Here is a 22,271-nt window from a genome sequence, read left to right on the forward strand (position 1 = left end):
TTCTGACTGATATAGCCCAATAAGCATTTAATGACTGCTTATTGGGCTTCTTATATCCACCTATTATTGTCACCTTTTTAAAGCTGATTAATTTAAAGCTGAAACAAGAGAAAGCCATGCGTACTGATGAATTATTACAACTAGATATTAAACTCCTTGTCGCTTTTCATACCATTATTGAAGAAGGCAGCGTATCTAGAGCAGCAGAACGTCTAGGTGTCACTCAACCCGCCTTAAGTAAAAGTTTGCAGAAACTTCGCTCTGTTTTTAACGATGCACTTTTCTCTCGCCAAGCTTATGGTCTTAGCCCGACCGCTCGGGCATCTGAATTACATTTACAGATTGAACCGATACTGCATTCGCTTTCCTCTCTAACAAGCCCACCTAAGTTAGACTTATCTGAATTACACAGGCATTTTTGCCTGCATATTCACGAAAGTGTGCTTGCTAGCTTTATTGAGCCTCTGTTATCTGAAATATATAACGAAGCCCCCAATGTTAAGCTTTCAATTTCTAATTGGGGTACACAAAGTTTTTATGAGTTAAACCAATCTACGGTTGATTTGGGCATAGGTATGATTAACGGCACCCCCAATAATGTGCGCTCAAAGTTAATTGGCCATATTGAGGGCTGTATCTTAATTAGCCGAACTCACCCTCTTTTCCATAAGGATAAGTTTGAAACGGAAGACTTAGTGAATTACCCGTTAGCTTCGCACCATATTCAGCGCCATGCTATGAGCCCTTCCATCACTCTACAGAAGTTACAGCAGCAAGGGTTTGATATCATGCCAAACCTAGAAACGGAGAGTTTGTTGGCCGCCATGAAGGCAATCAAAAATGGCATGACCTTAGTAACAGGTTATGCCACAGCCAACCTTATGATGGACTTTATGGCAAGCTCAGGTAAGGGAGACGATATAAAACTCATGCCGCTACCTGAAGACATCGTTAAATTGGACCCTTACGACAATCAACACCCTGTGCAAATGTGCTGGCACGAAAGAAACAATAACGATTTGTCCCATAAATGGTTAAGAGAGAAGATCGCTAACCATATGAAAAACTCACCTTGGATGATTAACAAGCTGATTAAACATCTCTAGTTTTCCCAATTTAGAGTTAACACTCAATAACTTTTCAAACTTACTGTTTCCTTTTTAGCAACAGTAAGTTATCACTTCTCTAGCTTATCAATTGACGCTAATCAGCCTACAATTCGCCTATTCAAACACAGGATGTAACCAGGTGAATAACACATACTCTTATGCCGTAATAGCCCTCTTCGCAGGCACTATTTTAGCTGTCATGATTCAGCTAAACTCTCAACTCGCTTTACTAAACTCACCCCTTGAGGCTTCATGGATTGCTCATGGATTAGGGGCTTTGTTCGCCTATTTTCTACTGCAAATCATCAAAACAAGCCGCCTTGGCGCAAGCACTAAAGAAGCAAAAAATAATGAGAAACCTAAATGGTACAGCTACTTAGGTGGCTTGCCTGGGGCGATGACTGTGATGTTAGCCGCCATCACAGTTAATTCCGAATTGGGCCTAGCAGGAACCTTAGCCTTAGCCCTCTTAGGGCAAATACTCTTTAGTTTAATAGTGGATTTTTTAGGCCTATTTAATAGCCCTAGAAGAAAAATAGGCTGGCATGATGCCAAAGTCATTAGCCTTATTTTAACAGGTAGCATGTTGATTATTTTTGCAGGTAACCCTTAATGAGTTTCTTTATATTTCTCGCTCTAATTAATGGCATTTGTATTGGTTTAAGCCGTAGTCTTAATGGCCAGTTAAGCTTATATAAAGGGCCTTTTAAAGCGTCATTCTATAACCACATTTTTGGCTTTCTATTTTTAAGTTTGGTACTTTTTTTTCTAGATATTGAATTAAGTAACTTAGCACCAGCATGGCACAAGGAAACTTGGTATCTCTTTTTAGGAGGGGTCATTGGTGCCTTATATGTGGCACTGAATAGCTATGTTTTAAATCAACTTGGCGCGATGAAGGCGGCATTACTTGTCATTAGTGGACAGATGGTAACAGGAGTATTATTAGATCTTGCCTTTAGCTCTACATTCAATAACATCACCTTCTATATGATGCAATTCCTAGGCATAGGCTTCATCATTCTGGGGATAGGGCTTTCTCAGAAGAAACCTACCTCTGAGGCAAAACAGGCAGCGATAAGTAAGTAAAAACAAGCAAGCAACGTCCTTGTCACTCATCACAACTTAATCTTGGTTCACGTCTTCTCGCTCTCTTATCCAATGAAAGCGTGGTATTTCTTCACCACCCACTTCCACGCTTTCTACAAACATGGATAAGGGGCGTGCCCACCAACCATAGTCTCCGTAAAGCGCCTGATAAATAACCAGTGACTCTTCTGTTTCACTGTGTTTTACCACTTTATCTACTTTATACTCGGCGCCTTTATAATGGCGATAAATGCCGGTTTTAAGCTCTGCACTCATGCGTTTTCATCTCTTCTAATTTATATTTCAGCAATTAATTATGTATTTAAGACAAAAAAAGTCCCTTTTTAAGAAAATTTTGTCGCAAAAACAAAATTAGCCATCTTCTTTACTTCAGCTATTTCATCAATAATAAAATAACTAATCTGCCCATTTACCCTATTGATCTTGTTTTTCACAATAAGGAAAATTTATGTACCTAGTTCGTCCTGTCGACTTTGCTGATTTACCAGCATTAGAAAGATTAGCGCAACAAGCGGGTATTGGAATTACCAATTTTCCAGCTAACCGTGACAGACTTAATGACAAGATAGCTTCCTCTCGCCGTTCTATGCAACAAGAGGTGGTACAACCGGGCGAAGAATCCTACTGCTTTGTGTTAGTAAACACCAGTAATGATGAGATTGTTGGTGTCTGCGGTATAGACGCTATGGTGGGTACAGATGCCCCATTCTATAGTTATCGTATTGATGAGGTGGTACATGCCTCACCACAACTACAGATTCATAATCGCATTCCAGCTCTATTTTTATGCCACGACTATAGCGGTACGAGTCGACTTGTAGCTTTGATCGTCGATCAGCAACATCAAAACCATGAAACCATGTCGCTTTTATCACGTGCTCGTTTGCTTTTTATTGCACAACACCAAGAACGTTTCACCTCTAAACTATTTGTTGAGTTAAGAGGCGAAAGTGATCAGGCAGGTTACTCCCCTTTTTGGGACTCGCTAGGTAAGTACTTTTTCAGCATGGATTTTCAAAAAGCTGATTATTTATCTGGTGTAAGTAATAAGCATTTCATCGCTGACCTGATGCCAAGGTATCCCATTTATGTTCCTACCTTGCCAGATGCTGCACAGCAGGTAATAGGCGTGGTACATGAAGATTCAGAAAAAACCAGCGACATACTTTTAGAGGAAGGTTTCAGCTTTAAAGGTTATGTGGACATATTTGATGCTGGCCCAAGCGTAGAAGCAAGAGCCAGTGATTTGAGAACCATCAGTAACAGCCAATCAACAGGCTTTAATACGGATGTCACAGAAGATGATTCATCACTACACATAATAGCCAGTGGTGAATTAGAAGAATTCAAGGTAACTCTGGCTAATGCCAATTACCAAAAAGATACCGAGTCGCTCGCTATCTCTTCCAATGTGCAAAAAACTTTGCAGATGAAAGAAGGTGATAAAGTGCACTGGGTACCGATTTAACACGATTTCCTTAGATAAAGAATTTACCGAATCCTTTTTAACCCATGATTAAATTTATAGAGGCCTAATCTTATGATGGTCATACGCCCAATCGCAAAATCAGAGCTAGATTCCCTATACCAGCTTGCAGATAAAACTGGTGTTGGTTTTACTTCTCTAGTACCTGACGAAACGATTCTGAAGAACAAAATTGAAGTATCGAACCAATCATTTGCTAAAGAGACCATAGAAGGTCCAACAGACGAGAGTTACTTGTTTGTACTAGAAGATACTGAGACTGGTGCTATCGTGGGTACCAGTGGTTTATTAGCAACTGTTGGCCTAGACGAGCCTTTCTATAGCTATCACCTAGGTAAATTAGTTCACTCTTCCCGTGAGCTTGGCGTACATAACATTATGCCAACCTTGGTATTAAACAATGATTACACAGGTTTGAGTGAAATCTGCACCTTGTTTTTAGAGGAAAGCTACCGCCATTCAAAAAATGGCCAGCTATTATCTAAAGCACGCTTCTTATTCTTAGCGCAATTCCCTGAGCGCTTTACTAACAAGATTTTTGCAGAAATGCGTGGTGTCAGTGACGACGAAGGCCGTTCACCTCTTTGGGAATCTTTGGGCCGTCATTTCTTCTCCCTTGATTTTAAAAAGGCAGACGAGTTAACCGCTCTTGGTAGTAAGCAGTTCATTGCTGAATTGATGCCAAGTAACCCAGTTTACACCGCTTTCTTAAGCCAAGAAGCGCAAGACTGCTTAGGTCAAGTACATCAAAAAACAGCTCCTGCTTTGCGTTTGCTACAGCAAGAAGGTTTCTGCTACGAAAACTATGTGGATATTTTTGATGGTGGCCCAACAGTAGAAGCTCATGTACCAAACATTCGTGCTGTACGTGAAAGTCGCCTATGCCTAGCGACAATTGCAGATGAAACGCCAGAAAAAGAAGGCACCTACTACCTTGTGTCTAACTCTAAGTTAGCTGACTTCCGCTGTATTTTGATTCAACGCAACAGCACACCTGGCAGCACATTAACACTAAGCCAAGAAGAAGCTGAGCATCTATGCGTTAACAACAAAGAAGCTGTTCGCATTGTCGAGCTGTCTGCTGCTAAACCATAACAATTTATAAGGATTAAGATAATGACTATGAAACAAGAACACTTTATCAATGGCCAATGGGTTGCAGGTACAGGTAATGCTTTTCAATCGATTGATCCAGCAGATGCTAGCCTAGTATGGGAAGCAAAAGCAGCAGGCTCAGAACAAGTAGATGCGGCACTTAAAGCAGCTCGTAAAGCGTTTCCAGCTTGGGCAAACTCAAGCCTAGAATACCGTTTAGATATCATTAAAAAGTTTGCTGAGAAAGTAAAAGAAAATACCGACCTATTGGCGACTCTGATTAGCCGTGAGACAGGTAAACCTTTTTGGGAAACGAAAACAGAAGTAGCAACAACAATCGGTAAAGTGGGTATTTCTGAGAAGTCGTACCATGAACGTACAGGTTCAAAAGAAACGGCAATGCCTGCAATCGGTGGTTCTAATGTAAGTGCTCACCTACGTCACAGACCACACGGTGTAGTTGCTGTATTTGGTCCTTATAACTTCCCTGCGCATTTACCAAATGGTCATATCGTACCCGCACTCATTGCCGGTAATACCATAGTACTTAAGCCAAGCGAGCAAACTCCGGCTGTTTCAGACCTGATCATTCAACTATGGCAAGCGGCTGGCCTGCCTGACGGCGTACTTAACCTAGTACAAGGCGAGAAAGAAACCAGTATTGCCCTAGCGAACCATGACGAACTTGATGGCCTATTCTTTACAGGTAGCCCTGAAGTAGGACACATTCTACATAAAGCTTATGCTGGTCACCCAGGTAAGATTTTAGCGCTAGAAATGGGCGGTAATAACCCACTACTTGTGTCTGATAAAACTCAAGATTTAGATGCAGTGATTCATGAGATCATTCAATCAGCATTCTTATCTGCTGGTCAACGTTGTACTTGTGCACGTCGCCTACTAGTACCAAACAACGCTCACGGTGAAGCGATTCTAGCCAAGCTAGTTGAAGTCACTAAAGGCCTTAAAATTGACCGTTTTGATGCTGAAGACCAGCCTTTCATGGGCCCATTAGTATCCGCTCAGGCTGCTGACAATATTGCGACAGCCTTTGCTCGTTTGGTTGGCCTTGGTGCAAATACCTTATTAGCAGCAGAGCGTGGCGAAGCGAACACTGGCTTTATCTCTCCTGGCATTTTGGATGTAACAGAGCTTGCAGCTAAAGGCGAACTACCTGATGAAGAGTATTTTGGCCCGCTACTAACCGTTGTACGTTATGACGATATGGATCAGGCGATGAACTTAGCGAATGCGACTAAGTTTGGTCTGTCTGCCGGTATCTTATCTGATGATAAAGCTGAATATGAGTGGTTTTTACAACACTCGCGCGCAGGTATTATCAACTGGAACCGCCAAACGACGGGTGCGGCAGGTACTGCACCATTTGGTGGTACAGGTGCGAGTGGTAACCATAGATCAAGTGCATATTATGCAGCTGATTACTGCTCTTACCCTGTTTCAAGCATCGAAGTAGATGCGTTGACTGTGCCAGAAAAACTTGTACCAGGCATTGCCCTTTAAGGGCAGTGCAGGTTTGACAGATAAGACATAACAAACAAGTGTTATTAAACACAGAGAAAGAATTAAGCAAAGGTAATTAGCATGTCGGCAATTGAAGCAAATTTTGATGGTCTAGTGGGGCCAACGCACAACTATGGTGGTTTATCATTTGGTAATGTGGCCTCTTTAAACAATCAGGCCCAAGCCTCTAACCCAAAAGCGGCTGCCAAACAGGGCTTAGTAAAAATGAAGGCTTTGGCTGATATGGGCTTTGTACAAGGTGTACTCGCTCCTCACGAACGCCCTCATATGCCGACATTAAAGTCTCTTGGTTTTACAGGTACTGACGCTCAAATCTTGGCACAAGCAGCGAAAGAAGCACCTCACCTATTAGCGGGTGTGAGCTCAGCTTCTTGCATGTGGACAGCCAATGCAGCAACGGTTTCACCAAGTGCTGATAGTTCTGATGGCAAGATTCATTTTTCACCTGCTAACTTGGTAAACAAGTTTCATCGTGCGATTGAGCATCCTGTGACTGGTGCTATTTTACAGGCGACTTTCCCTGGCGATAAGCACTTTGCTCACCACAAAGCCCTGCCTAGCATGGATCACTTTGGTGACGAAGGCGCTGCCAATCACACTCGTTTTTGCGATGAGTACGGCAACCCAGGGGTAGAGTTCTTTGTTTATGGCCAAGAAGCTTTTAATGCTGCTGCCGTTAAACCTAGCCGCTTCCCAGCAAGACACACTCTTGAAGCCTCTCAAGCTGTCGTTCGTCGCCATGGTCTGAATGCTGCAAATACTGTCTATGCACAGCAAAATCCTGCTGTCATCGATGCTGGCGTTTTCCACAATGACGTAATTGCAGTCGGTAACCGTAACGTTCACTTCTACCATGAAGAAGCCTTCCTATCGAGCACTCAAATGCGTCAAGATTTGGAAGCTGCATGGGCAGGTAAAGCAGGTAAGCTACATTTTGTTGAAGTAAAAAACAGCGAAGTGAGTGTTGAGGACTGTGTTAAATCTTACCTATTTAATAGTCAGCTAATCAGCCGTGGCACTGACGATATGATTATTATCGTACCAGGTGAGTGCCAGAACAATGCCAATGTTTGGGCTTACCTTGAAGCGTTAAAAGCAGGCCCTAGCCCAATTAACGAAGTGCAAGTTTATGACCTTAAGCAAAGTATGAGTAATGGTGGTGGACCTGCATGTTTACGCCTTCGCGTCGTTCTAAACGAAGCAGAAGTAGCCGCAGTCAATCAGTCTTGCTTAATGAATGACGGTCTATTTAACCGTTTGAATACTTGGGTAGATAGCCATTATCGTGACAGCTTATTAGAAGCGGATCTTGCTGATCCTCAGCTATTAATCGAAACACGTACTGCCTTGGATGAGTTAACTCAGATCATGCAACTTGGGTCTGTTTACGACTTCCAAAAAGCGTAATATCGTTTTTTCTCTCATCACTAAAAGGCACAGCTTCTAAGAAGTTGTGCCTTTTTTGTAGAAGTAGTCGTCCGATTGCATAGTGTTAAACAGCACACAAACATCTGTATTTGGGGCAATGTTAGGAGAGACTAATTCGGTAATAATTCGTGCGACTTCTTCTTTCTGTTCTTGCGTTCTTTCAAACCATAAAACATCAAAAAATGGGTACGCAGCACTCGCACCACCAGCCGCTAAATAGCTAGTAGCTTGATACTCTAAAGTGAAGTGTGAAGCAGGTAAATTGAGATACTGAGAAACGGCTTTGATCAGAGGTTCAGAGATATACTCAAGGTCCTCAAATGCCATTCCTCTAACACGAATATGAGGCATGAAATTCCTTTAATAGAGCCTTTCAGCTCTCGCTAAATAAGGTGAAAACTTGATCTGCTAACTAATCAACATACTCAAATGAATGGGACTCAATAACATCGCCATTTTGCACGATATCAACTGCCCAAGTACCATCAAAACCTGGCAATAAACGCTTACTTGACCATACGCGCCAACGGTCACCACCAATATTGAATGGGATTTCAGCCATAATATCACCGTCTAAAGTCCAACGGTGAACAACCTGATCACCTGACATATCTCTTAAATCTGTATAGAAATAAACCTTCTGAATACCGCCATATTGCACTTGGATAGTTGACCCAAGTTTATCAATTGGCTCGCGCTCGATAACATCATTAGTAAACTGAGCTCTCGCTATAGAGGCAGCCCAAGACGTCATAGGTAGGGTTAATAACACACCACTCAGCACCATAAGCTTTATGATTGTACGTAACATAATCAATCCTTTTGTAGAAGAAGAAAGAAGGTTAAAAAATGTCAAAGGAAAAGGGTAAGACCATTAGAATTTAAACCTAATAGCAGTTTAATCGTCTTGGTGAGTAGAAGTCTAGTTGAAAGATGCCTCATTTAGTCTCTTTTGTTTACACTTAGTTACGAGATAAGAAAAAACAAAAACTAAAAGAGGCACTTAAAAATTCAAATCGGCAGAGTATTATGCGTTTCTATCTGCCAATGGTGTTGAGAAGGTATATTCCATATCCCAAGGGAAACGAATCCAAGTATCTTGGCTTACTTCAGTCACAAAAGTATCAACCAGTGGCTTACCTGCTGGCTTAGCAAAAATAGTCGCAAAGTGCGCTTTTGGCAGCATTTCTCTCACCACTTGAGCGGTACGTCCAGTATCCACTAGGTCATCAATCAGCAACATTCCTTCGCCATCACCTTCAACGCCTTTCAAGATTGTCAGTTCACCTTGCTCGTTAGCTTCCTTACCAGAAGAATCATAGCTGGCAATACAAAGGGTATCGATTAGACGCACATCCAACTCACGACAAATAATAGCAGCCGGCACTAAGCCTCCTCGAGTAATAGCAATAATGCCCTTCCAAGGTCCTTGCTCTAATAAGCGCCAAGCTAATGCTCTAGCATTACGGTGTAGTTCATCCCAAGACACTGGGTAATCTTTTGAATACGGGTTCATGCTTAGCTCCTACCAATCTAGGTTGTCAATTAAGGGAAATGGTTTTTCATTTCACCTCATAAAATGAAGAGCGCATTCTACCCAATTGACTGGTTAATTTATATTCTTTTAAAGTCTCATTTGAGCTTTAGAGGTAAGCCCGCGCAGACAAGCTCAACCTGCTCACTGAGGCGAGCTAACTCTTGATTTAATAAGCCGGCTTCATCACCAAAGCGTCGTGCCATGGAATTCATAGGCATAATGCCTGCACCTACTTCACTTGTGATACAAACAAGCTTCGCCTTGGTGGTATGAATCGCCCCTATAAACGCGGACTTATGCTGATCAAAAGCAAGCTCATCCTCTAAACAAATTAAGTTGGTTAACCAGAGTGTCATGCATTCAATTAAAATCACCTTATTTTGGTTTTCTGGAGCAAGTAGCACAGAAGCAAGATCAAAACTTTCCTCCACCAGCAACCATTCCTTAGGGCGATTATTCTGATGCGCTTCAATACGATTTTGCATGCCTTTATCTAATGCTTGTGCTGTTGCTAAATAAACGACTTCTTTTGATTCAGTGTCTGCTAAATTCTGCGCTAACATTTGCCCATGTGCACTCTTACCGCTGCGCACTCCACCTATCACTAAATGATTCACTCTGCTATTTCCTCTAATTGAGCGGCTAATTCGGTTTCCCCAAGTAGGGCCCGCTGTAAACGGTCTTTAATCAAATCGAATTCCGTATCAGCAGGTAAGGCAAATCTTATCCAAGCATCCCCTAATCGGACATGTATAGCCAAAGCTTGTAGCCACTCAAACAAAACGTCTGCCTCATCACTAAACAAGGTATAAAATAGCTCGCTTTGTTGCCAATGAATGGGCATAGCAAGGTCATTAAAAAAGCGATTAATTAAGGGCTTAATGTCTTTTTCAAATCGTCTGCCACGATGCACTAAATCGGCAGCCGCCTGTATTTGCCAAGACGTATCTTTAAAAGCTTTACTTAACAACCAAGTGGCAGGCGTCGCAATGGGCCAAGGGCCAGTCACAGAAGCCAATCCACTTAGAATGGGTTGGCTCGCAAAACAAAAACCTACTCTTGCTCCTGGCAAGCCAAAAAACTTACCGACTGAGCGTAATACAATCAGACAAGCTGGCCATGCTTTATCTTGATAGTGCAAAAGTAAACTCGCCCCTACAACACCATCAATAAAAGCTTCGTCGACAATAATATAAGCGCCACGAGATTGAGCGGTTTCAATCAAACTCTGCAACTCAGGAATGGTTAGCTTCTTAGCACTTGGGTTATTAGGTTGAATTAAGACTAATACCTGCCAGTCTTGCACCTTAAGGTCATAAGTATTGCCATAGGTATCCACTTGATACTGCCATTTAGTCCAAGCAAAGCCGTGTTCTTGATAACCAACATCTGGCACCAGCACTTTAGTTTCTGTACGCACTTTTGCCGCAAACAATAAATTAGGTAGGGCTTCGATTGCCTGTTGTGTACCCGCAATAGGAACAAGGTTTTTCGCGCCATAATAATCTGTAGCCGCTTGTTTCAGGCTCTCAAGGTCTGGCAACTCATACCAAAGAGAAACAGGCACTTCAGGCACAGGCCAAGGGTGTCTATTTACTGCAGAAGAAAGGTCTATCCAAGATTGTTTAGGGTGTTGTGGTACGCCCAAAGAGCGACGTAGTGCCAATAGGTTGCCACCGTGCAGAGGCTTTTCTAGAGTTAGATCGAGTTCATTATTCATATATTCATACTGACCAAGAGGTCGATTCAAAACTTAGTATAGTTAAAACGGCATTAAAAAAGTGCGATGAAAATAACGCACAAAATCCAAAGATAGAGGGTCTTATCAACAAGGGAAATAGACCTAGCAAGATCATTTGCTATTGGGGCGGTACCTTTACCCAAAACAGGGCGTGATTCAGTTTTACCAAAATAGACGGCTTCACCGCCAACAGCCAAGCCTAAAGAAGCCGCGCCAGCTGCCATCACAGGGCCTGCGTTAGGGCTTTTCCAACTGGCTTCTGGCGCCCTTGCGGCTTGAATTGCATTCGAGTACTTACCACATAAAGCATAACTAAAGACCACCAGCTTAGCGGGAATATAATTTAGTACATCATCTACTCTTGCCGCACACCAGCCGAAATGCAGTAGTTTGCTTGTTTTGTAACCCCACATAGCATCCAAAGTATTAGCAAGGCGATACAAGATTGCACCTGGCACACCTAAAATCAAAAACCAAAAGATAGGAGCGAATACAGCATCACTGCCATTCTCTAAAACAGATTCAATACCGGCTTTAGCCACTTGTTCTTCATTTAACGCTTGAGTATCTCGGCTAACAATATAAGAAACCGCAATACGAGCTTGTACTAGGTCCCCTTTCATTAAGGGATTTGCAATAGCGAGTCCATGCTCCCTTAAACTTTGCCAACCAATGCTAAAGTAAACTACGACAACTGCTAAAGCATTCACAATCAATGTCGGCAATAAGCTTTCAAGCAAATCCCAAAGCAGCAATAAAGGCACCACAGCCAACAGCCAAGCAAAGACACCAAATAACCTTTGGCTAAATACGGACCAACTTAAGGGCAATTGACACCAAGCTTGGCATTGATCAACCCAGCGGCCAAAAGTGATAAGAGGATGCCAAGATTTTGGCTCGCCTAAAACACGATCCATGATAAGAGCAAGTAAGAGAATAATAGCGCTAGCAAAAAAGGTATCTGTCATCTTTCAATCTTAATCGATCACTGTGTGTGATACTTAAAATGGGTCATGGGAATAGGTGATTTTTTCAATCAGGAACATACGTTAGATGGTAGAATTCTACCACCTTATTACCCTTAATAGTGATTCAAAGATAATGACAGCATTTAGCCTAATGATTCAAGGCACTACCTCTGATGCAGGTAAAAGCACACTTGCCACGGCCCTATGTCGTTTACTTAAGCGCCGTAATCTCGCTGTTGCGCCATTCAAACCTCAAAACATGGCGCTTAATAGTGCGGTCACAGCATCAGGTGGCGAGATAGGTCGAGCACAGGCTGTTCAAGCCTATGCCGCTGGCATTGAACCTCATATTCATATGAACCCTATTTTGCTTAAGCCAAATACCGACATAGGCGCACAAGTCATTATTCAAGGCAAAGCCATAGGTAATATGAATGCGCGCTCTTACCATGACTATAAAGAGACAGCTAAGGTTGCAGCTCTAGATTCTTTTAAACGTCTTAGCGAAACCTATGACGGCATTATTATTGAAGGCGCTGGCAGTCCAGCAGAAATTAATTTAAGAGCCAAAGATATCGCTAACATGGGTTTTGCAGAAAGCGTAAATGCGCCGGTTATTATTATCGCCGATATTGATAAGGGAGGCGTCTTCGCTCACCTTGTGGGTACTCTCGCCTTACTCAGCCAAAGTGAACAAGACAGAGTTATCGGATTTGTGATTAACCGTTTTCGTGGCGATGTGAGTTTGCTGCAATCAGGGCTTGATTGGCTTGAGGAGCATACAGGCAAACCTGTGTTAGGCGTCTTACCTTACCTCAAAGGTTTTCACTTAGAGTCTGAAGATGCTGTCGCTGATTCTACCCCTATTGAAAAGCAGGGGACTAAATTAAAAGTCGTGATTCCGATCTACCCAAGAGTCAGTAACCATACAGATTGGGATGCTTTACGTTTGCACCCTGAAGTTGAAGTCATACTGGTTAAAGAAAACCAGCCCTTCCCTGCTGCTGACCTGATTATCTTACCTGGGTCTAAAAGCGTACAGTCAGATTTAGCTTATTTGAAACAACAGGGGTTTGAGTCTTATTTAAATCACCACCTGAGATATGGTGGCAAAGTGATTGGTATTTGTGGCGGCTATCAGATGCTAGGAGATTGTCTTAACGATGCACTCGCGTTGGAGAATCACACACCCACAACTAGCCAAGGTTTTGGCCTGATTCCTATGCAAACGGACTTATCCCCAGATAAGCAGCTCACTCAGCAAACAGCCAAACTCGCTTGGGGAGAAAACGCCTGTATTACTGGTTATGAAATTCATTCAGGTGTTGCCTCTTTTAATCAAAAGCATCAAGCATTCTGTACTTTTGCATCCGGTGAAAACGAGGGCTATTTAGCCGATGACAATGCCATTATTGGTACCTACTTACATGGATTATTTGATCATCCAGAGGCATTAGCTGCTTTATTAAATTGGGCCGGTTTAGATGCCGCAGCGGCTTTTGATTACGATGAATATAAAAACAAAGAAATAGATAGGCTTGCAGATAGTTGTGAGGAGCACATGAATATTGATGCGCTTATCGATAAGGCCAAAGCATTTAAGCTTACTCTTTAGCCTCTCTCGCATTTTAGAAAATAGATCCAAGTCAGGCTAAACATTCTATTGTTTAGCCAGATACATTTTATTTAAGGAACCTGCGATTAAGTCACCTCTTCTCAGTCTTTTCAGAAAAAGCGTCAAGCAAGGCGGCACTTTGATGTAATTTAGGTATTCTTCAAAGACCCGAAGGGCGTGGTCTAAAAGCCCTATCTTTAAGTTGAGGGCCTTATCAATAGAATAACGATTAAGTTTCGCCCCTCGCCATAAATCTAGAGACTTTTATCCACACGCTGAGGCGATGGGTTTATTCACAGATTCCTTAAGCAACAACCCCTGCTTCTTCGTATTTTATCTTACGCTTCAATGCACGGTTAACGACAAAACGGAATCTCAGTATTAACAACAAAGACAAGAGCGCGAGACCTGAGCCTAGACCAATATAAAACCCTCTTACATTCAATTCTGTCGCCCATGGGCTGAAGTGTGCTAACCAATAACCTAGCGGTAGGCAAAGCACAAATAATGAGATGGCAAAGGCGATCATGGAAAAGCGAGTATCCCTAAAGCCACGCAAACCACCCGTAAAGACAGTCTGTAACATATCGGCCACTTGATAAGCCGAGGAAATTATCAGCAAGCCTGCAGCCATAGCAATAATGTCAGGGTCTGAGCTAAAGAAAGTTGGAATAGTTTCATTAAAGGTTTGAGTCACTACAAAGCAAACAAAGACATAGACTAATCCTAAGCCAACAATCACTCGCATGCGTTTACGTACTCCTTCTACTCCCTCTTTTGATAATGATTTAGCGACCACTATCGCAGTCACAGCACTCATCGCCATTAGCGGTGTAAAGAGCAAAGAGGTATAAGACATGATAATTTGCCCAGCACCAATCGCAAGATCTCCAAAACTGGATATTAACCATGTCATGGAAGAGAAAAGGCCAATTTCAAAGGAGAATGCAAGGCCAGCGGGTAAACCAACATTGAGTAAGATACCAAACTTGAATAGGTATTTCGTTTTGATCTTGGTAAATAAAGTCTTTGGACTAAAAAATTTATCGTATACAAAAAACAAAGTGATACTGAAATAAATCGAAATCGTTGAGGCTAATGCGGCACCTGCAGCACCCATTTCAGGAAAACCAAAGTTGCCATAAATGAAGAGATAGTTAAGCCCAGCATTCATCAGCAAGCCAATAGCAGCAGCAATCAGAGGAAAGTTTGGCCTGCCCGCAGCCTCAAATAAGTTTTTATAACCAACAGTAAAAGCAAGAGCAGGAATGGCTGGCGCAAGTATCTGTAGATATTGAGCACTCACTCTTTGGGTTTCTTCTTCCGTTGCCATCATCATAGCAAAATGCGGCAGAATGAAAGCCACAGTTAATGCTGCCAATAAGCCAACGGTTAAACACACACCTAAGGTTTGCGACATATAAATATTGACCATCTTCATCTGACGACCATGAAGATGACGGGTTACTAATGGCGTTAGACCAAACGTTATGCCCATTAAGAAACAACCCACAGGTGTCCATAAGCTAGAGGCCAAACCTACGGCGGCCAAATGATAAGGACTATAGTTCCCTAACATGAGGGTATCGACCATGCTAATAGACAACTCTAAAGTCAAAGTTAGCACCATTGGCATTAATAAATGCAGTACTTCTTTTAACACTGGCCAACGATCTAACATCATTTAATCCTTATAAATTTACGCCTATCAAGGTCATCCTGAAGCGCCCTAAAAAGGGGCATATTGAGATAATCGGGCCTAATGTATCACTTTATTTTACGAATGGCAGCAGATCCTTTTCAATCTGCGCCACCTGGATTTCACTATATGATTTAACACTTGCTAAGCCTTTGAAATAACATGAGAATTGCCGAACAGTTCGATTTCAGAAATTCATGTAAGTAGCGACACAGACAGCAAAATGACAATACTCGTAACACTTGGTCCATTACTTTTAGCCCTATTAGCAGGCTATTGGTTAAACATTAAGTTTTTATCAGAAAAATTCATCCAGACAAGCCTCACTTGGCTGACTTATCTTATTTTGGGCATGATAGGTTTTAGTATCGGTGCATTGGAAGATTTACCCAATAAACTGGTCACAGCAGGTGCCCAAGCCTTAATCTTTTTCGCAGCGATTTCAGTTCTGGCTATTACCGCCCTTTGGTATACAGGCAAGCACTTTAATCCAAGTGAGAAGTTGCTTCATACCCAAGCAAAAGCCGAAGACGTGAAAATCAGCTTTGCGGTATTTGCCGATGCCATTAAAACCTTAGCCTTTGTATTAATTGGGCTTGTAATTGGTATCTTTGCTTCTGACAGCTTAACTCATGTCGATACCATAGTGACTTATCTTCTGTATCTACTGCTTTTTCTCATTGGCCACCAGCTACAGCAAGGCAACTATCGATTACGTAAGCTTTTTTTGAATACTCAGGGCCTGATTATTGCTTTTACCACAGTGGCAACCACCCTTTTAGGCGGATTGATTGGCGCTTTAGTTCTCGATTTACCTGTTACCCATGGCCTTGCCGTCGTGTCTGGTTTTGGTTGGTACAGTTTATCCGGCATACTCATCACAGGCCTTGGTAACCCAGTATTAGGAACCACGGCATTCCTCTTAGATATAGGCCGTGAAATTCTTGCCTTACTCCTCATTCCAGTATTCTGCCGTATTAATAGCCATGTGTCCGTTGGTTATTCTGGCGCTACGGCTATGGACTTTACGTTACCCATGTTAGGCAAGTTTCATGGTGCAGATATTATCCCGACAGCCATTGCCAGCGGCTTTATTATGAGCCTGCTTGTGCCTATTCTCATCCCACTATTTATGGGTCTTTAATTCACTTCTAACATTTTCACTACAACTAAAGATTCCAAATAAAAAACCGCTTTTAGATCTCCTCTAAAAGCGGTTTTTTTAGACCTTTGGCAAATATCTAAAGCTGTGGCTTCTCTGGTCGTGGCGCATAAGCAAACACATCCGAGAAGCTAGCGTCATGTGCAAGTCCTGCTTCTTCAAGCTTATCTAACGTGCCATATACCATACCAGGCGAACCGCTAACATAAGCCACTGAACGACTTAGATCAGGGTTATCCGCTACGATTTTTTCATATAACCAACCAGTAGTACCTTGCCAATCCGCCTCTGCTTCGTTGGCTACCAGACTGATATTGTCTTTACTCTCAATCCAATCAACTAAGAAGCTATCTTCTGGCGTACGTACTCCCCAATATAGAGACACTTTACCCTGATAATTTTGCTCAGTCAGCGCATCGTACATACTCTTCATTTGCGCAAAACCAGTACCACCAGCCACTAATAAAACCTGATCCACTGATTCTTTCAATGCGCCATTTTCAATATGGCAATCACCGCCAGGAATCTTAAGGCTGACAGTTTCATTCTCTTTAAGGTAAGAAATCACTTTAAAGGCCAAAGATGCTTCATCTGCTACCAAAATATAAAGCTGTAAACTGGGTAGTTCATGGGCAGCACTGCCTATGGAGTAAGGGACACTTTCACCACTTGGCAAATGAATCATCAAATATTGCCCAGCAATAAAGCTATCCACAGGCACATCAAGGCTAACCTGATAGACATTTTGGTTAATTAGCTCAACCTTGCTTACCTTTGCGATTACTTCGTTCACGCTATTACTCCGTTCTCTCGAGTCTGCCCTTCTGGGCTTATTTTTTAATTTTGCGTTGTGATGACTAGGTATAAGGCAAATTTACTTTGCAGATTTACCTGAAATCGCCTCTTCGATACCTAAAGAAGACCAAATATCATCTACTTTGTTTTTCACTTCAGATGTCATTTCAATGGGTACGCCCCATTCTCTATCCGTTTCACCTGGCCATTTGTTAGTCGCGTCCATCCCCATTTTGGAGCCTAACCCAGACACGGGTGAGGCAAAATCCAAATAATCTATCGGGGTATTTTCAATCAAGGTGGTATCCCTTGCTGGGTCCATACGTGTGGTAATTGCCCAAATAACATCATTCCAATCTCTGGCATTAACATCATCATCACAGACAATCACAAACTTGGTATACATAAACTGACGTAGGAAAGACCAAACACCTAACATGACTCGTTTAGCATGACCTGGATATTGCTTCTTCATGGTCACCACTGCCATACGATACGAACAGCCTTCAGGTGGCAAGTAGAAGTCAACAATTTCTGGGAACTGCTTTCTAAGTATAGGTACAAATACTTCATTTAAAGCAACACCCAAAATAGCCGGTTCATCTGGTGGACGTCCAGTATAAGTACTATGGTAGATTGGATTGCGACGTTGAGTGATTCTTTCTACCGTAAAAACAGGGAAAGTATCTTGCTCGTTATAGTAACCTGTATGGTCGCCAAAAGGCCCTTCGACCGCTTCATCATCTGGATAGATAAAGCCTTCCAATACGATTTCCGCACTGGCTGGTACCTGTAAATCATTACCAATACATTTGATAAGCTCTGTTTTACTGCCTCTTAACAAACCAGCGAACGCATATTCAGACAAGGTATCTGGCACAGGTGTTACTGCACCCAAAATAGTCGCGGGATCTGCCCCTAGCACCACAGTAATCGGGAAAGGTTCGCCAGGGTGTTCTTGCAGCCATTCACGAAAATCTAATGCGCCACCACGATGAGATAACCAGCGCATAATAAGGCGGTTTTTCCCAATCAACTGTTGGCGGTAAATACCCAAGTTTTGACGTGATTTATGAGGCCCTTTAGTAATAACTAAGGGCCAAGTCACTAACGGCGCAGCATCACCAGGCCAGCAGGTTTGAATTGGGATTTTATTCAGATCAACTTGATCGCCTTCAAACACTTCTTCCTGACAGGGGGCCGACTTAACCACTTTTGGCCCCATGTTCATGACTTGTTTGAAAATAGGTAGCTTTTGCCAAGCGTCTTTCATGCCTTTTGGCGGCTCAGGCTCTTTCAAGAATGCTAACAACTCACCAATTTCACGAAGTGCGGTAACAGATTCTTTCCCCATCCCCATAGCAACCCGTTTTGGCGTACCAAACAAGTTAGCTAATACAGGCATGTCATGGCCTTTAGGGTTTTCAAATAACAAAGCAGGCCCTTCACTACGTAAGGTTCTATCACTGATCTCTGTCATTTCAAGATAAGGATCAACTTCGGCTTGTATACGAATCAGCTCCCCTTGCTTCTCAAGGACAGCAATAAAGTCTCGAAGGTCTTTGTATTTCATGACGACTCTCTTAGGACATAGTTTTGGCTAGGCTATGGCCAAACTAAATAAAAAATGAGGCAAAAAAAACCACTATAAAAGTGGTTTTTTTAACTAGGGCTTAGGCTTATTTACCTTTACCCTTCATAGCATCAAAGAACTCATCGTTGGTCTTAGTAACTTTCAGACGATCGATTAAGAATTCTGTTGCGGCAACATCTTCCATTGGATTAAGCAGTTTTCGCAAAATCCACATACGTTGCAGTTCGTCTTCAGATGTCAGCAAGTCTTCACGACGAGTACCTGAACGGCGAATGTTAATCGCAGGGAAAGTACGCTTTTCAGCAATCTTACGGTCTAGGTGAAGTTCACAGTTACCTGTTCCTTTGAATTCCTCAAAGATAACTTCATCCATTTTAGAACCAGTATCAACCAAAGCAGTCGCAATAATAGTTAAGCTGCCACCTTCTTCGATATTACGTGCAGCACCAAAGAAACGTTTAGGACGCTCAAGTGCATTGGCATCAACACCACCCGTTAATACCTTACCAGAAGAAGGAATTACTGTGTTGTAAGCACGCGCTAGACGAGTAATAGAGTCTAATAGGATAACGACGTCACGTTTGTGTTCTACCAAACGCTTCGCTTTCTCGATTACCATTTCAGCTACTTGTACGTGACGGCTTGGTGGCTCATCAAAAGTAGAAGCAACCACTTCGCCACGTACGGTACGTGACATTTCAGTTACTTCCTCAGGACGCTCGTCGATAAGTAATACAATTAGGTGTGTTTCTGGGTTGTTGCGGGTAATCGCATTAGCGATATTTTGCAGCATGAAGGTTTTACCTGCTTTTGGCGGAGAAACCACCAAGGCACGTTGACCTTTACCCATTGGAGCAACAAGGTCAATGATTCGTGAAGTGACATCTTCAGTAGAACCATTACCTGCTTCCATTACCAAACGCTGATCTGCAAATAAAGGCGTTAGGTTTTCAAAAAGAATTTTGTTACGAACGCTGTCAGGCTTATCAAAGTTAATTTCATTAACTTTTAGCAACGCAAAATAACGCTCACCATCTTTTGGTGGACGAATCTTACCGGCAATAGTGTCACCTGTACGCAAGTTGAATCGGCGTATTTGGCTAGGTGATACATAAATATCATCAGGACCTGCTAAGTAAGAACTATCTGGTGAACGCAAGAAGCCAAAGCCATCTTGTAAGATTTCCAAGATACCATCGCCGTAAATGTCTTCACCGCTTTTAGCGTGTCGCTTAAGAATAGCGAAAATAACATCTTGTTTACGGGATCGAGCAAGGTTATCTAAACCCATTTCAGCTGCGATGTTTAATAATTCTTGTACTGATTTCTGTTTTAATTCGGTAAGGTTCATAAACGGATTTTTACGATTTCTAATTGAGGAAAATTGACAGGACTACTCTAATTTGACAATACGTTAATATATACATATTTAATCTTAATCAGGAAGCATCTTAATAATAATTTGACCGAGACACAATTTCTGAAACAATGTTGAAAAATAGCGCGTAACGATTTGATTGGAACTCTTGTTCTCAAAGCCTATAACTTATTGCTTAAGCGCAATAAATAAAAGAAATAAACGCATTTGAATGATCAAGAACACACCTACTATAGTTGGTGTTATTGTTAAGGTCTATAGAAAAAAAATGGAAAAATCACTTTTTTGATCAATTTTTAGCAAATTTTACATTTTAAGCCTGCCAGACCGCATTAATGAGCCCCTCTAGGCTTTATAGGTTAGGTAAAAAGTCGCATAAATTCACTAAAACTATGCTCATAATTACGCAAAATCATGACTTATCAGCTCATCTGAGATAATCTGCACCTGTATTAATCAAGCACATTAAGGCTCCTTTTGTATGCAGTCACTTTTTCAACAACCTGCTCACAATCTTCCTTTTGAAAAAATTGCCGCTATAGACCTAGGCTCAAACAGCTTTCATATGGTCATAGCTCAGGTTACCCATGGACAACTCAGAGTCGTGGGAGAGTATGGCGAAAAGGTTCAATTGGCTGCTGGCCTACAAAATAATATTCTCGACGATGAATCCCAACAAAGGGGCTTAGCTTGCTTAACACGCTTCGCTCAAGTAATTGAGAACATGCCTTTAGGTTCAGTTCGAATTGTCGGCACCAACGCGCTTAGAGTCGCTAAGAACCGTTATGACTTTATCGGCGAAGCAATGGATATCATCCCCCATCCGGTTGAAGTCATCGCAGGCCGTGAAGAAGCACGGCTTATCTATGTAGGTGTTGCCAATACGATGGACCACGGAGAACAAAAACGTTTAGTGGTCGATATCGGTGGCGGTAGTACTGAGTTCATCATAGGTAGCCAACAAAAACCTATTCTCACAGAAAGCCTGCACATGGGTTGTGTTGGTTTTAGACAACGTTTCTTTAAAGATGGCAGCATTACCAAGTCAAACTTCCAAAAAGCAGTGACTGCGGCAAGACTTGAGATGTTAAGTATTCAAGATGATTACCTTGAAGAAAACTGGGATCTTGCTATAGGTTCATCTGGCACGATTAAAGCCGCTTTTAATATTATTAAGGAAAATAATTGGGGCAAAAAAGGCATCACGCTTAAAGGCATCAAAACCATTCAAAAAGCCTTATTTGATGCGGGTCACGCGGATAATCTTGACCTAGCAGGCCTTAAGGCAGAGCGCAAAACGACCTTTGCTGCAGGCCTTGCCATTTTAACTGCCGTATTTGAATGTTTTCAAATTAAAAGCATGGACTTATCTGTAGGTGCCTTACGTGAAGGCGTACTCTTTGATGTGATGGGCCGTTACGCTGAGAAAGACATTCGTGAAACAACGGTTCAATACTTATTAAACCAATATCACATAGATAAAGAGCAAGCGAAGCTAGTTGCGCATACTGGCCTATCCGCTTTGGCTCAAGTCAAAGAAGATTGGCAAATAAACAGTATCTCTAGTGAGAACTTCTTACGCTGGTCAAGCCTACTTCATGAGGTAGGCATGGGAATATCCCATAGTCGATACCACAAGCATGGGGCTTATATTATCAGTGAATCTGATTTGCCTGGCTTCTCTCAACAAGAACAACAGGCGTTAGCCAACTTAATTTTGCGCCACCGCCGTAAATTTACTCAGTCATTAAATTACCGCTTTACTCGAAGGGATCAACAGGAACTAGACAGATTAGCTGTATTACTGCGTTTTGCTATCAACCTACATCATGATAGAAAAGAAGGTGATATGCCTATCTTTTCAATGAAGGCAAAAGACAACACCCTACATATAGAGTTCTTACCCGGTTGGCTTGAAGCACGTCCATTAACATTCGCAAATTTACAGCTCGAAGCCGATTATCTATTGGCCAAAAACTTCACTCTCACCTTTAGTTAATCAAAAAGTTAGA

Annotated in this window: 21 protein-coding genes; 10 read left to right on the forward strand and 11 right to left on the reverse strand. The window is 42.1% G+C overall.

The annotated features are described in order from the left end of the window. Positions 1 to 116: 116 nt before the first annotated feature. The 3 genes from Q0A08_RS14465 to Q0A08_RS14475 all read left to right on the forward strand — a co-directional run bounded on the left by Q0A08_RS14465 (position 117) and on the right by Q0A08_RS14475 (position 2,198). On the forward strand, positions 117 to 1,106 hold the full coding sequence (locus tag Q0A08_RS14465; protein WP_438462222.1) for a LysR family transcriptional regulator: 990 nt from the start codon (positions 117 to 119) through the stop codon (positions 1,104 to 1,106). A gap of 142 nt (positions 1,107 to 1,248) precedes the next feature. Further along, the gene (locus Q0A08_RS14470; protein WP_438462223.1) at positions 1,249 to 1,722 is read left to right on the forward strand and encodes a DMT family transporter; all 474 of its coding nucleotides are present in this window, start codon (positions 1,249 to 1,251) and stop codon (positions 1,720 to 1,722) included. Next, a complete protein-coding gene (locus Q0A08_RS14475; protein ID WP_438462224.1) occupies positions 1,722 to 2,198 on the forward strand; it encodes a DMT family transporter in 477 nt (158 codons plus the stop codon). Before Q0A08_RS14470 ends, Q0A08_RS14475 begins: the two co-directional genes overlap by 1 nt. Before the next feature lie 36 nt (positions 2,199 to 2,234). On the opposite strand, the gene Q0A08_RS14480 is transcribed toward Q0A08_RS14475, so the two are convergent. After that, positions 2,235 to 2,474: a DUF1653 domain-containing protein gene (locus Q0A08_RS14480; protein WP_438462225.1), complete on the reverse strand. Its 240-nt coding sequence runs from the start codon at positions 2,472 to 2,474 to the stop codon at positions 2,235 to 2,237. A 193-nt stretch (positions 2,475 to 2,667) separates the two neighbouring features. On the opposite strand from Q0A08_RS14480, the gene Q0A08_RS14485 reads away from it, so the two are divergent. From Q0A08_RS14485 to astB, 4 genes are all read left to right on the forward strand, one after another. After that, positions 2,668 to 3,687, forward strand: coding sequence for an arginine N-succinyltransferase (locus tag Q0A08_RS14485; protein ID WP_438462226.1), 1,020 nt, complete (start codon positions 2,668 to 2,670; stop codon positions 3,685 to 3,687). Positions 3,688 to 3,759: 72 nt separating this feature from the next. Further along, the gene (gene astA / locus Q0A08_RS14490) at positions 3,760 to 4,800 is read left to right on the forward strand and encodes an arginine N-succinyltransferase (protein WP_438462227.1); all 1,041 of its coding nucleotides are present in this window, start codon (positions 3,760 to 3,762) and stop codon (positions 4,798 to 4,800) included. Between the two features lie 27 nt (positions 4,801 to 4,827). Next, on the forward strand, positions 4,828 to 6,321 hold the full coding sequence (gene astD, locus Q0A08_RS14495; RefSeq protein ID WP_438467645.1) for a succinylglutamate-semialdehyde dehydrogenase: 1,494 nt from the start codon (positions 4,828 to 4,830) through the stop codon (positions 6,319 to 6,321). Between the two features lie 81 nt (positions 6,322 to 6,402). After that, positions 6,403 to 7,749, forward strand: a complete 1,347-nt coding sequence (astB, locus tag Q0A08_RS14500; RefSeq protein WP_438462228.1) for an N-succinylarginine dihydrolase — start codon at positions 6,403 to 6,405, stop codon at positions 7,747 to 7,749. Positions 7,750 to 7,785: 36 nt separating this feature from the next. Here astB and Q0A08_RS14505 read toward each other — a convergent pair whose 3' ends face one another. The 6 genes from Q0A08_RS14505 to cbiB form a co-directional block, all read right to left on the reverse strand. Next, positions 7,786 to 8,121, reverse strand: a complete 336-nt coding sequence (locus tag Q0A08_RS14505) for a DUF1904 family protein (RefSeq protein ID WP_438462229.1) — start codon at positions 8,119 to 8,121, stop codon at positions 7,786 to 7,788. A gap of 61 nt (positions 8,122 to 8,182) precedes the next feature. After that, positions 8,183 to 8,581, reverse strand: a complete 399-nt coding sequence (locus Q0A08_RS14510) for a DUF2914 domain-containing protein (protein WP_438462230.1) — start codon at positions 8,579 to 8,581, stop codon at positions 8,183 to 8,185. Between the two features lie 216 nt (positions 8,582 to 8,797). After that, a complete protein-coding gene (gene gpt / locus Q0A08_RS14515; RefSeq protein WP_046015707.1) occupies positions 8,798 to 9,286 on the reverse strand; it encodes a xanthine phosphoribosyltransferase in 489 nt (162 codons plus the stop codon). A gap of 116 nt (positions 9,287 to 9,402) precedes the next feature. Further along, positions 9,403 to 9,924, reverse strand: coding sequence for a bifunctional adenosylcobinamide kinase/adenosylcobinamide-phosphate guanylyltransferase (cobU, locus tag Q0A08_RS14520; RefSeq protein WP_438462231.1), 522 nt, complete (start codon positions 9,922 to 9,924; stop codon positions 9,403 to 9,405). Continuing rightward, positions 9,921 to 11,027 carry an aminotransferase class I/II-fold pyridoxal phosphate-dependent enzyme gene (locus tag Q0A08_RS14525; RefSeq protein ID WP_438462232.1) on the reverse strand — a complete coding sequence of 369 codons (1,107 nt, stop codon included), beginning with the start codon at positions 11,025 to 11,027 and terminating at the stop codon, positions 9,921 to 9,923. Before Q0A08_RS14525 ends, cobU begins: the two co-directional genes overlap by 4 nt. A gap of 53 nt (positions 11,028 to 11,080) precedes the next feature. After that, complete coding sequence (cbiB, locus tag Q0A08_RS14530; RefSeq protein WP_438462233.1) at positions 11,081 to 12,016, reverse strand: adenosylcobinamide-phosphate synthase CbiB; 936 nt, start codon at positions 12,014 to 12,016, stop codon at positions 11,081 to 11,083. Between the two features lie 133 nt (positions 12,017 to 12,149). Between cbiB and Q0A08_RS14535 the strand changes: the two genes are divergently transcribed. After that, complete coding sequence (locus Q0A08_RS14535) at positions 12,150 to 13,631, forward strand: cobyric acid synthase (RefSeq protein ID WP_438467647.1); 1,482 nt, start codon at positions 12,150 to 12,152, stop codon at positions 13,629 to 13,631. Positions 13,632 to 13,935: 304 nt separating this feature from the next. On the opposite strand, the gene Q0A08_RS14540 is transcribed toward Q0A08_RS14535, so the two are convergent. Continuing rightward, positions 13,936 to 15,312, reverse strand: a complete 1,377-nt coding sequence (locus Q0A08_RS14540) for an MATE family efflux transporter (protein ID WP_438462234.1) — start codon at positions 15,310 to 15,312, stop codon at positions 13,936 to 13,938. Positions 15,313 to 15,553: 241 nt separating this feature from the next. On the opposite strand from Q0A08_RS14540, the gene Q0A08_RS14545 reads away from it, so the two are divergent. Continuing rightward, entirely contained in the window at positions 15,554 to 16,474 is a 921-nt protein-coding gene (locus tag Q0A08_RS14545; protein ID WP_438462235.1) for a lysine exporter LysO family protein, read from the forward strand. Positions 16,475 to 16,571: 97 nt separating this feature from the next. On the opposite strand, the gene Q0A08_RS14550 is transcribed toward Q0A08_RS14545, so the two are convergent. The 3 genes from Q0A08_RS14550 to rho all read right to left on the reverse strand — a co-directional run bounded on the left by Q0A08_RS14550 (position 16,572) and on the right by rho (position 20,232). Next, the gene (locus Q0A08_RS14550) at positions 16,572 to 17,285 is read right to left on the reverse strand and encodes an NAD(P)H-flavin reductase (protein WP_438462236.1); all 714 of its coding nucleotides are present in this window, start codon (positions 17,283 to 17,285) and stop codon (positions 16,572 to 16,574) included. Between the two features lie 81 nt (positions 17,286 to 17,366). Further along, entirely contained in the window at positions 17,367 to 18,860 is a 1,494-nt protein-coding gene (gene ubiD / locus Q0A08_RS14555; protein WP_438462237.1) for a 4-hydroxy-3-polyprenylbenzoate decarboxylase, read from the reverse strand. Between the two features lie 106 nt (positions 18,861 to 18,966). Next, positions 18,967 to 20,232, reverse strand: coding sequence for a transcription termination factor Rho (gene rho, locus Q0A08_RS14560; RefSeq protein ID WP_046015699.1), 1,266 nt, complete (start codon positions 20,230 to 20,232; stop codon positions 18,967 to 18,969). Positions 20,233 to 20,740: 508 nt separating this feature from the next. Here rho and Q0A08_RS14565 point away from each other — a divergent pair. Then, a complete protein-coding gene (locus Q0A08_RS14565; RefSeq protein WP_438462238.1) occupies positions 20,741 to 22,258 on the forward strand; it encodes a Ppx/GppA phosphatase family protein in 1,518 nt (505 codons plus the stop codon). Positions 22,259 to 22,271 lie beyond the last annotated feature (13 nt).

Origin of the sequence: Marinomonas sp. PE14-40 (assembly GCF_051623805.1) — a bacterium.
Taxonomy (GTDB): domain Bacteria; phylum Pseudomonadota; class Gammaproteobacteria; order Pseudomonadales; family Marinomonadaceae; genus Marinomonas.

What these genes read in the sequence shown, in the direction of transcription:
- Q0A08_RS14485 (WP_438462226.1), top strand. Translation starts at nt 2,668, where the DNA reads ATGTACCTAGTTCGTCCTGTCGACTTTGCTGATTTACCAGCATTAGAA.
- rho (WP_046015699.1), bottom strand. Translation starts at nt 20,232, where the DNA reads ATGAACCTTACCGAATTAAAACAGAAATCAGTACAAGAATTATTAAAC.
- Q0A08_RS14480 (WP_438462225.1), bottom strand. Translation starts at nt 2,474, where the DNA reads ATGAGTGCAGAGCTTAAAACCGGCATTTATCGCCATTATAAAGGCGCC.
- Q0A08_RS14505 (WP_438462229.1), bottom strand. Translation starts at nt 8,121, where the DNA reads ATGCCTCATATTCGTGTTAGAGGAATGGCATTTGAGGACCTTGAGTAT.
- Q0A08_RS14475 (WP_438462224.1), top strand. Translation starts at nt 1,722, where the DNA reads ATGAGTTTCTTTATATTTCTCGCTCTAATTAATGGCATTTGTATTGGT.
- Q0A08_RS14535 (WP_438467647.1), top strand. Translation starts at nt 12,150, where the DNA reads ATGACAGCATTTAGCCTAATGATTCAAGGCACTACCTCTGATGCAGGT.
- Q0A08_RS14545 (WP_438462235.1), top strand. Translation starts at nt 15,554, where the DNA reads ATGACAATACTCGTAACACTTGGTCCATTACTTTTAGCCCTATTAGCA.
- Q0A08_RS14465 (WP_438462222.1), top strand. Translation starts at nt 117, where the DNA reads ATGCGTACTGATGAATTATTACAACTAGATATTAAACTCCTTGTCGCT.
- astD (WP_438467645.1), top strand. Translation starts at nt 4,828, where the DNA reads ATGAAACAAGAACACTTTATCAATGGCCAATGGGTTGCAGGTACAGGT.
- astA (WP_438462227.1), top strand. Translation starts at nt 3,760, where the DNA reads ATGATGGTCATACGCCCAATCGCAAAATCAGAGCTAGATTCCCTATAC.
- cbiB (WP_438462233.1), bottom strand. Translation starts at nt 12,016, where the DNA reads ATGACAGATACCTTTTTTGCTAGCGCTATTATTCTCTTACTTGCTCTT.
- Q0A08_RS14510 (WP_438462230.1), bottom strand. Translation starts at nt 8,581, where the DNA reads ATGTTACGTACAATCATAAAGCTTATGGTGCTGAGTGGTGTGTTATTA.
- gpt (WP_046015707.1), bottom strand. Translation starts at nt 9,286, where the DNA reads ATGAACCCGTATTCAAAAGATTACCCAGTGTCTTGGGATGAACTACAC.
- Q0A08_RS14540 (WP_438462234.1), bottom strand. Translation starts at nt 15,312, where the DNA reads ATGTTAGATCGTTGGCCAGTGTTAAAAGAAGTACTGCATTTATTAATG.
- ubiD (WP_438462237.1), bottom strand. Translation starts at nt 18,860, where the DNA reads ATGAAATACAAAGACCTTCGAGACTTTATTGCTGTCCTTGAGAAGCAA.
- Q0A08_RS14525 (WP_438462232.1), bottom strand. Translation starts at nt 11,027, where the DNA reads ATGAATAATGAACTCGATCTAACTCTAGAAAAGCCTCTGCACGGTGGC.
- Q0A08_RS14565 (WP_438462238.1), top strand. Translation starts at nt 20,741, where the DNA reads ATGCAGTCACTTTTTCAACAACCTGCTCACAATCTTCCTTTTGAAAAA.
- astB (WP_438462228.1), top strand. Translation starts at nt 6,403, where the DNA reads ATGTCGGCAATTGAAGCAAATTTTGATGGTCTAGTGGGGCCAACGCAC.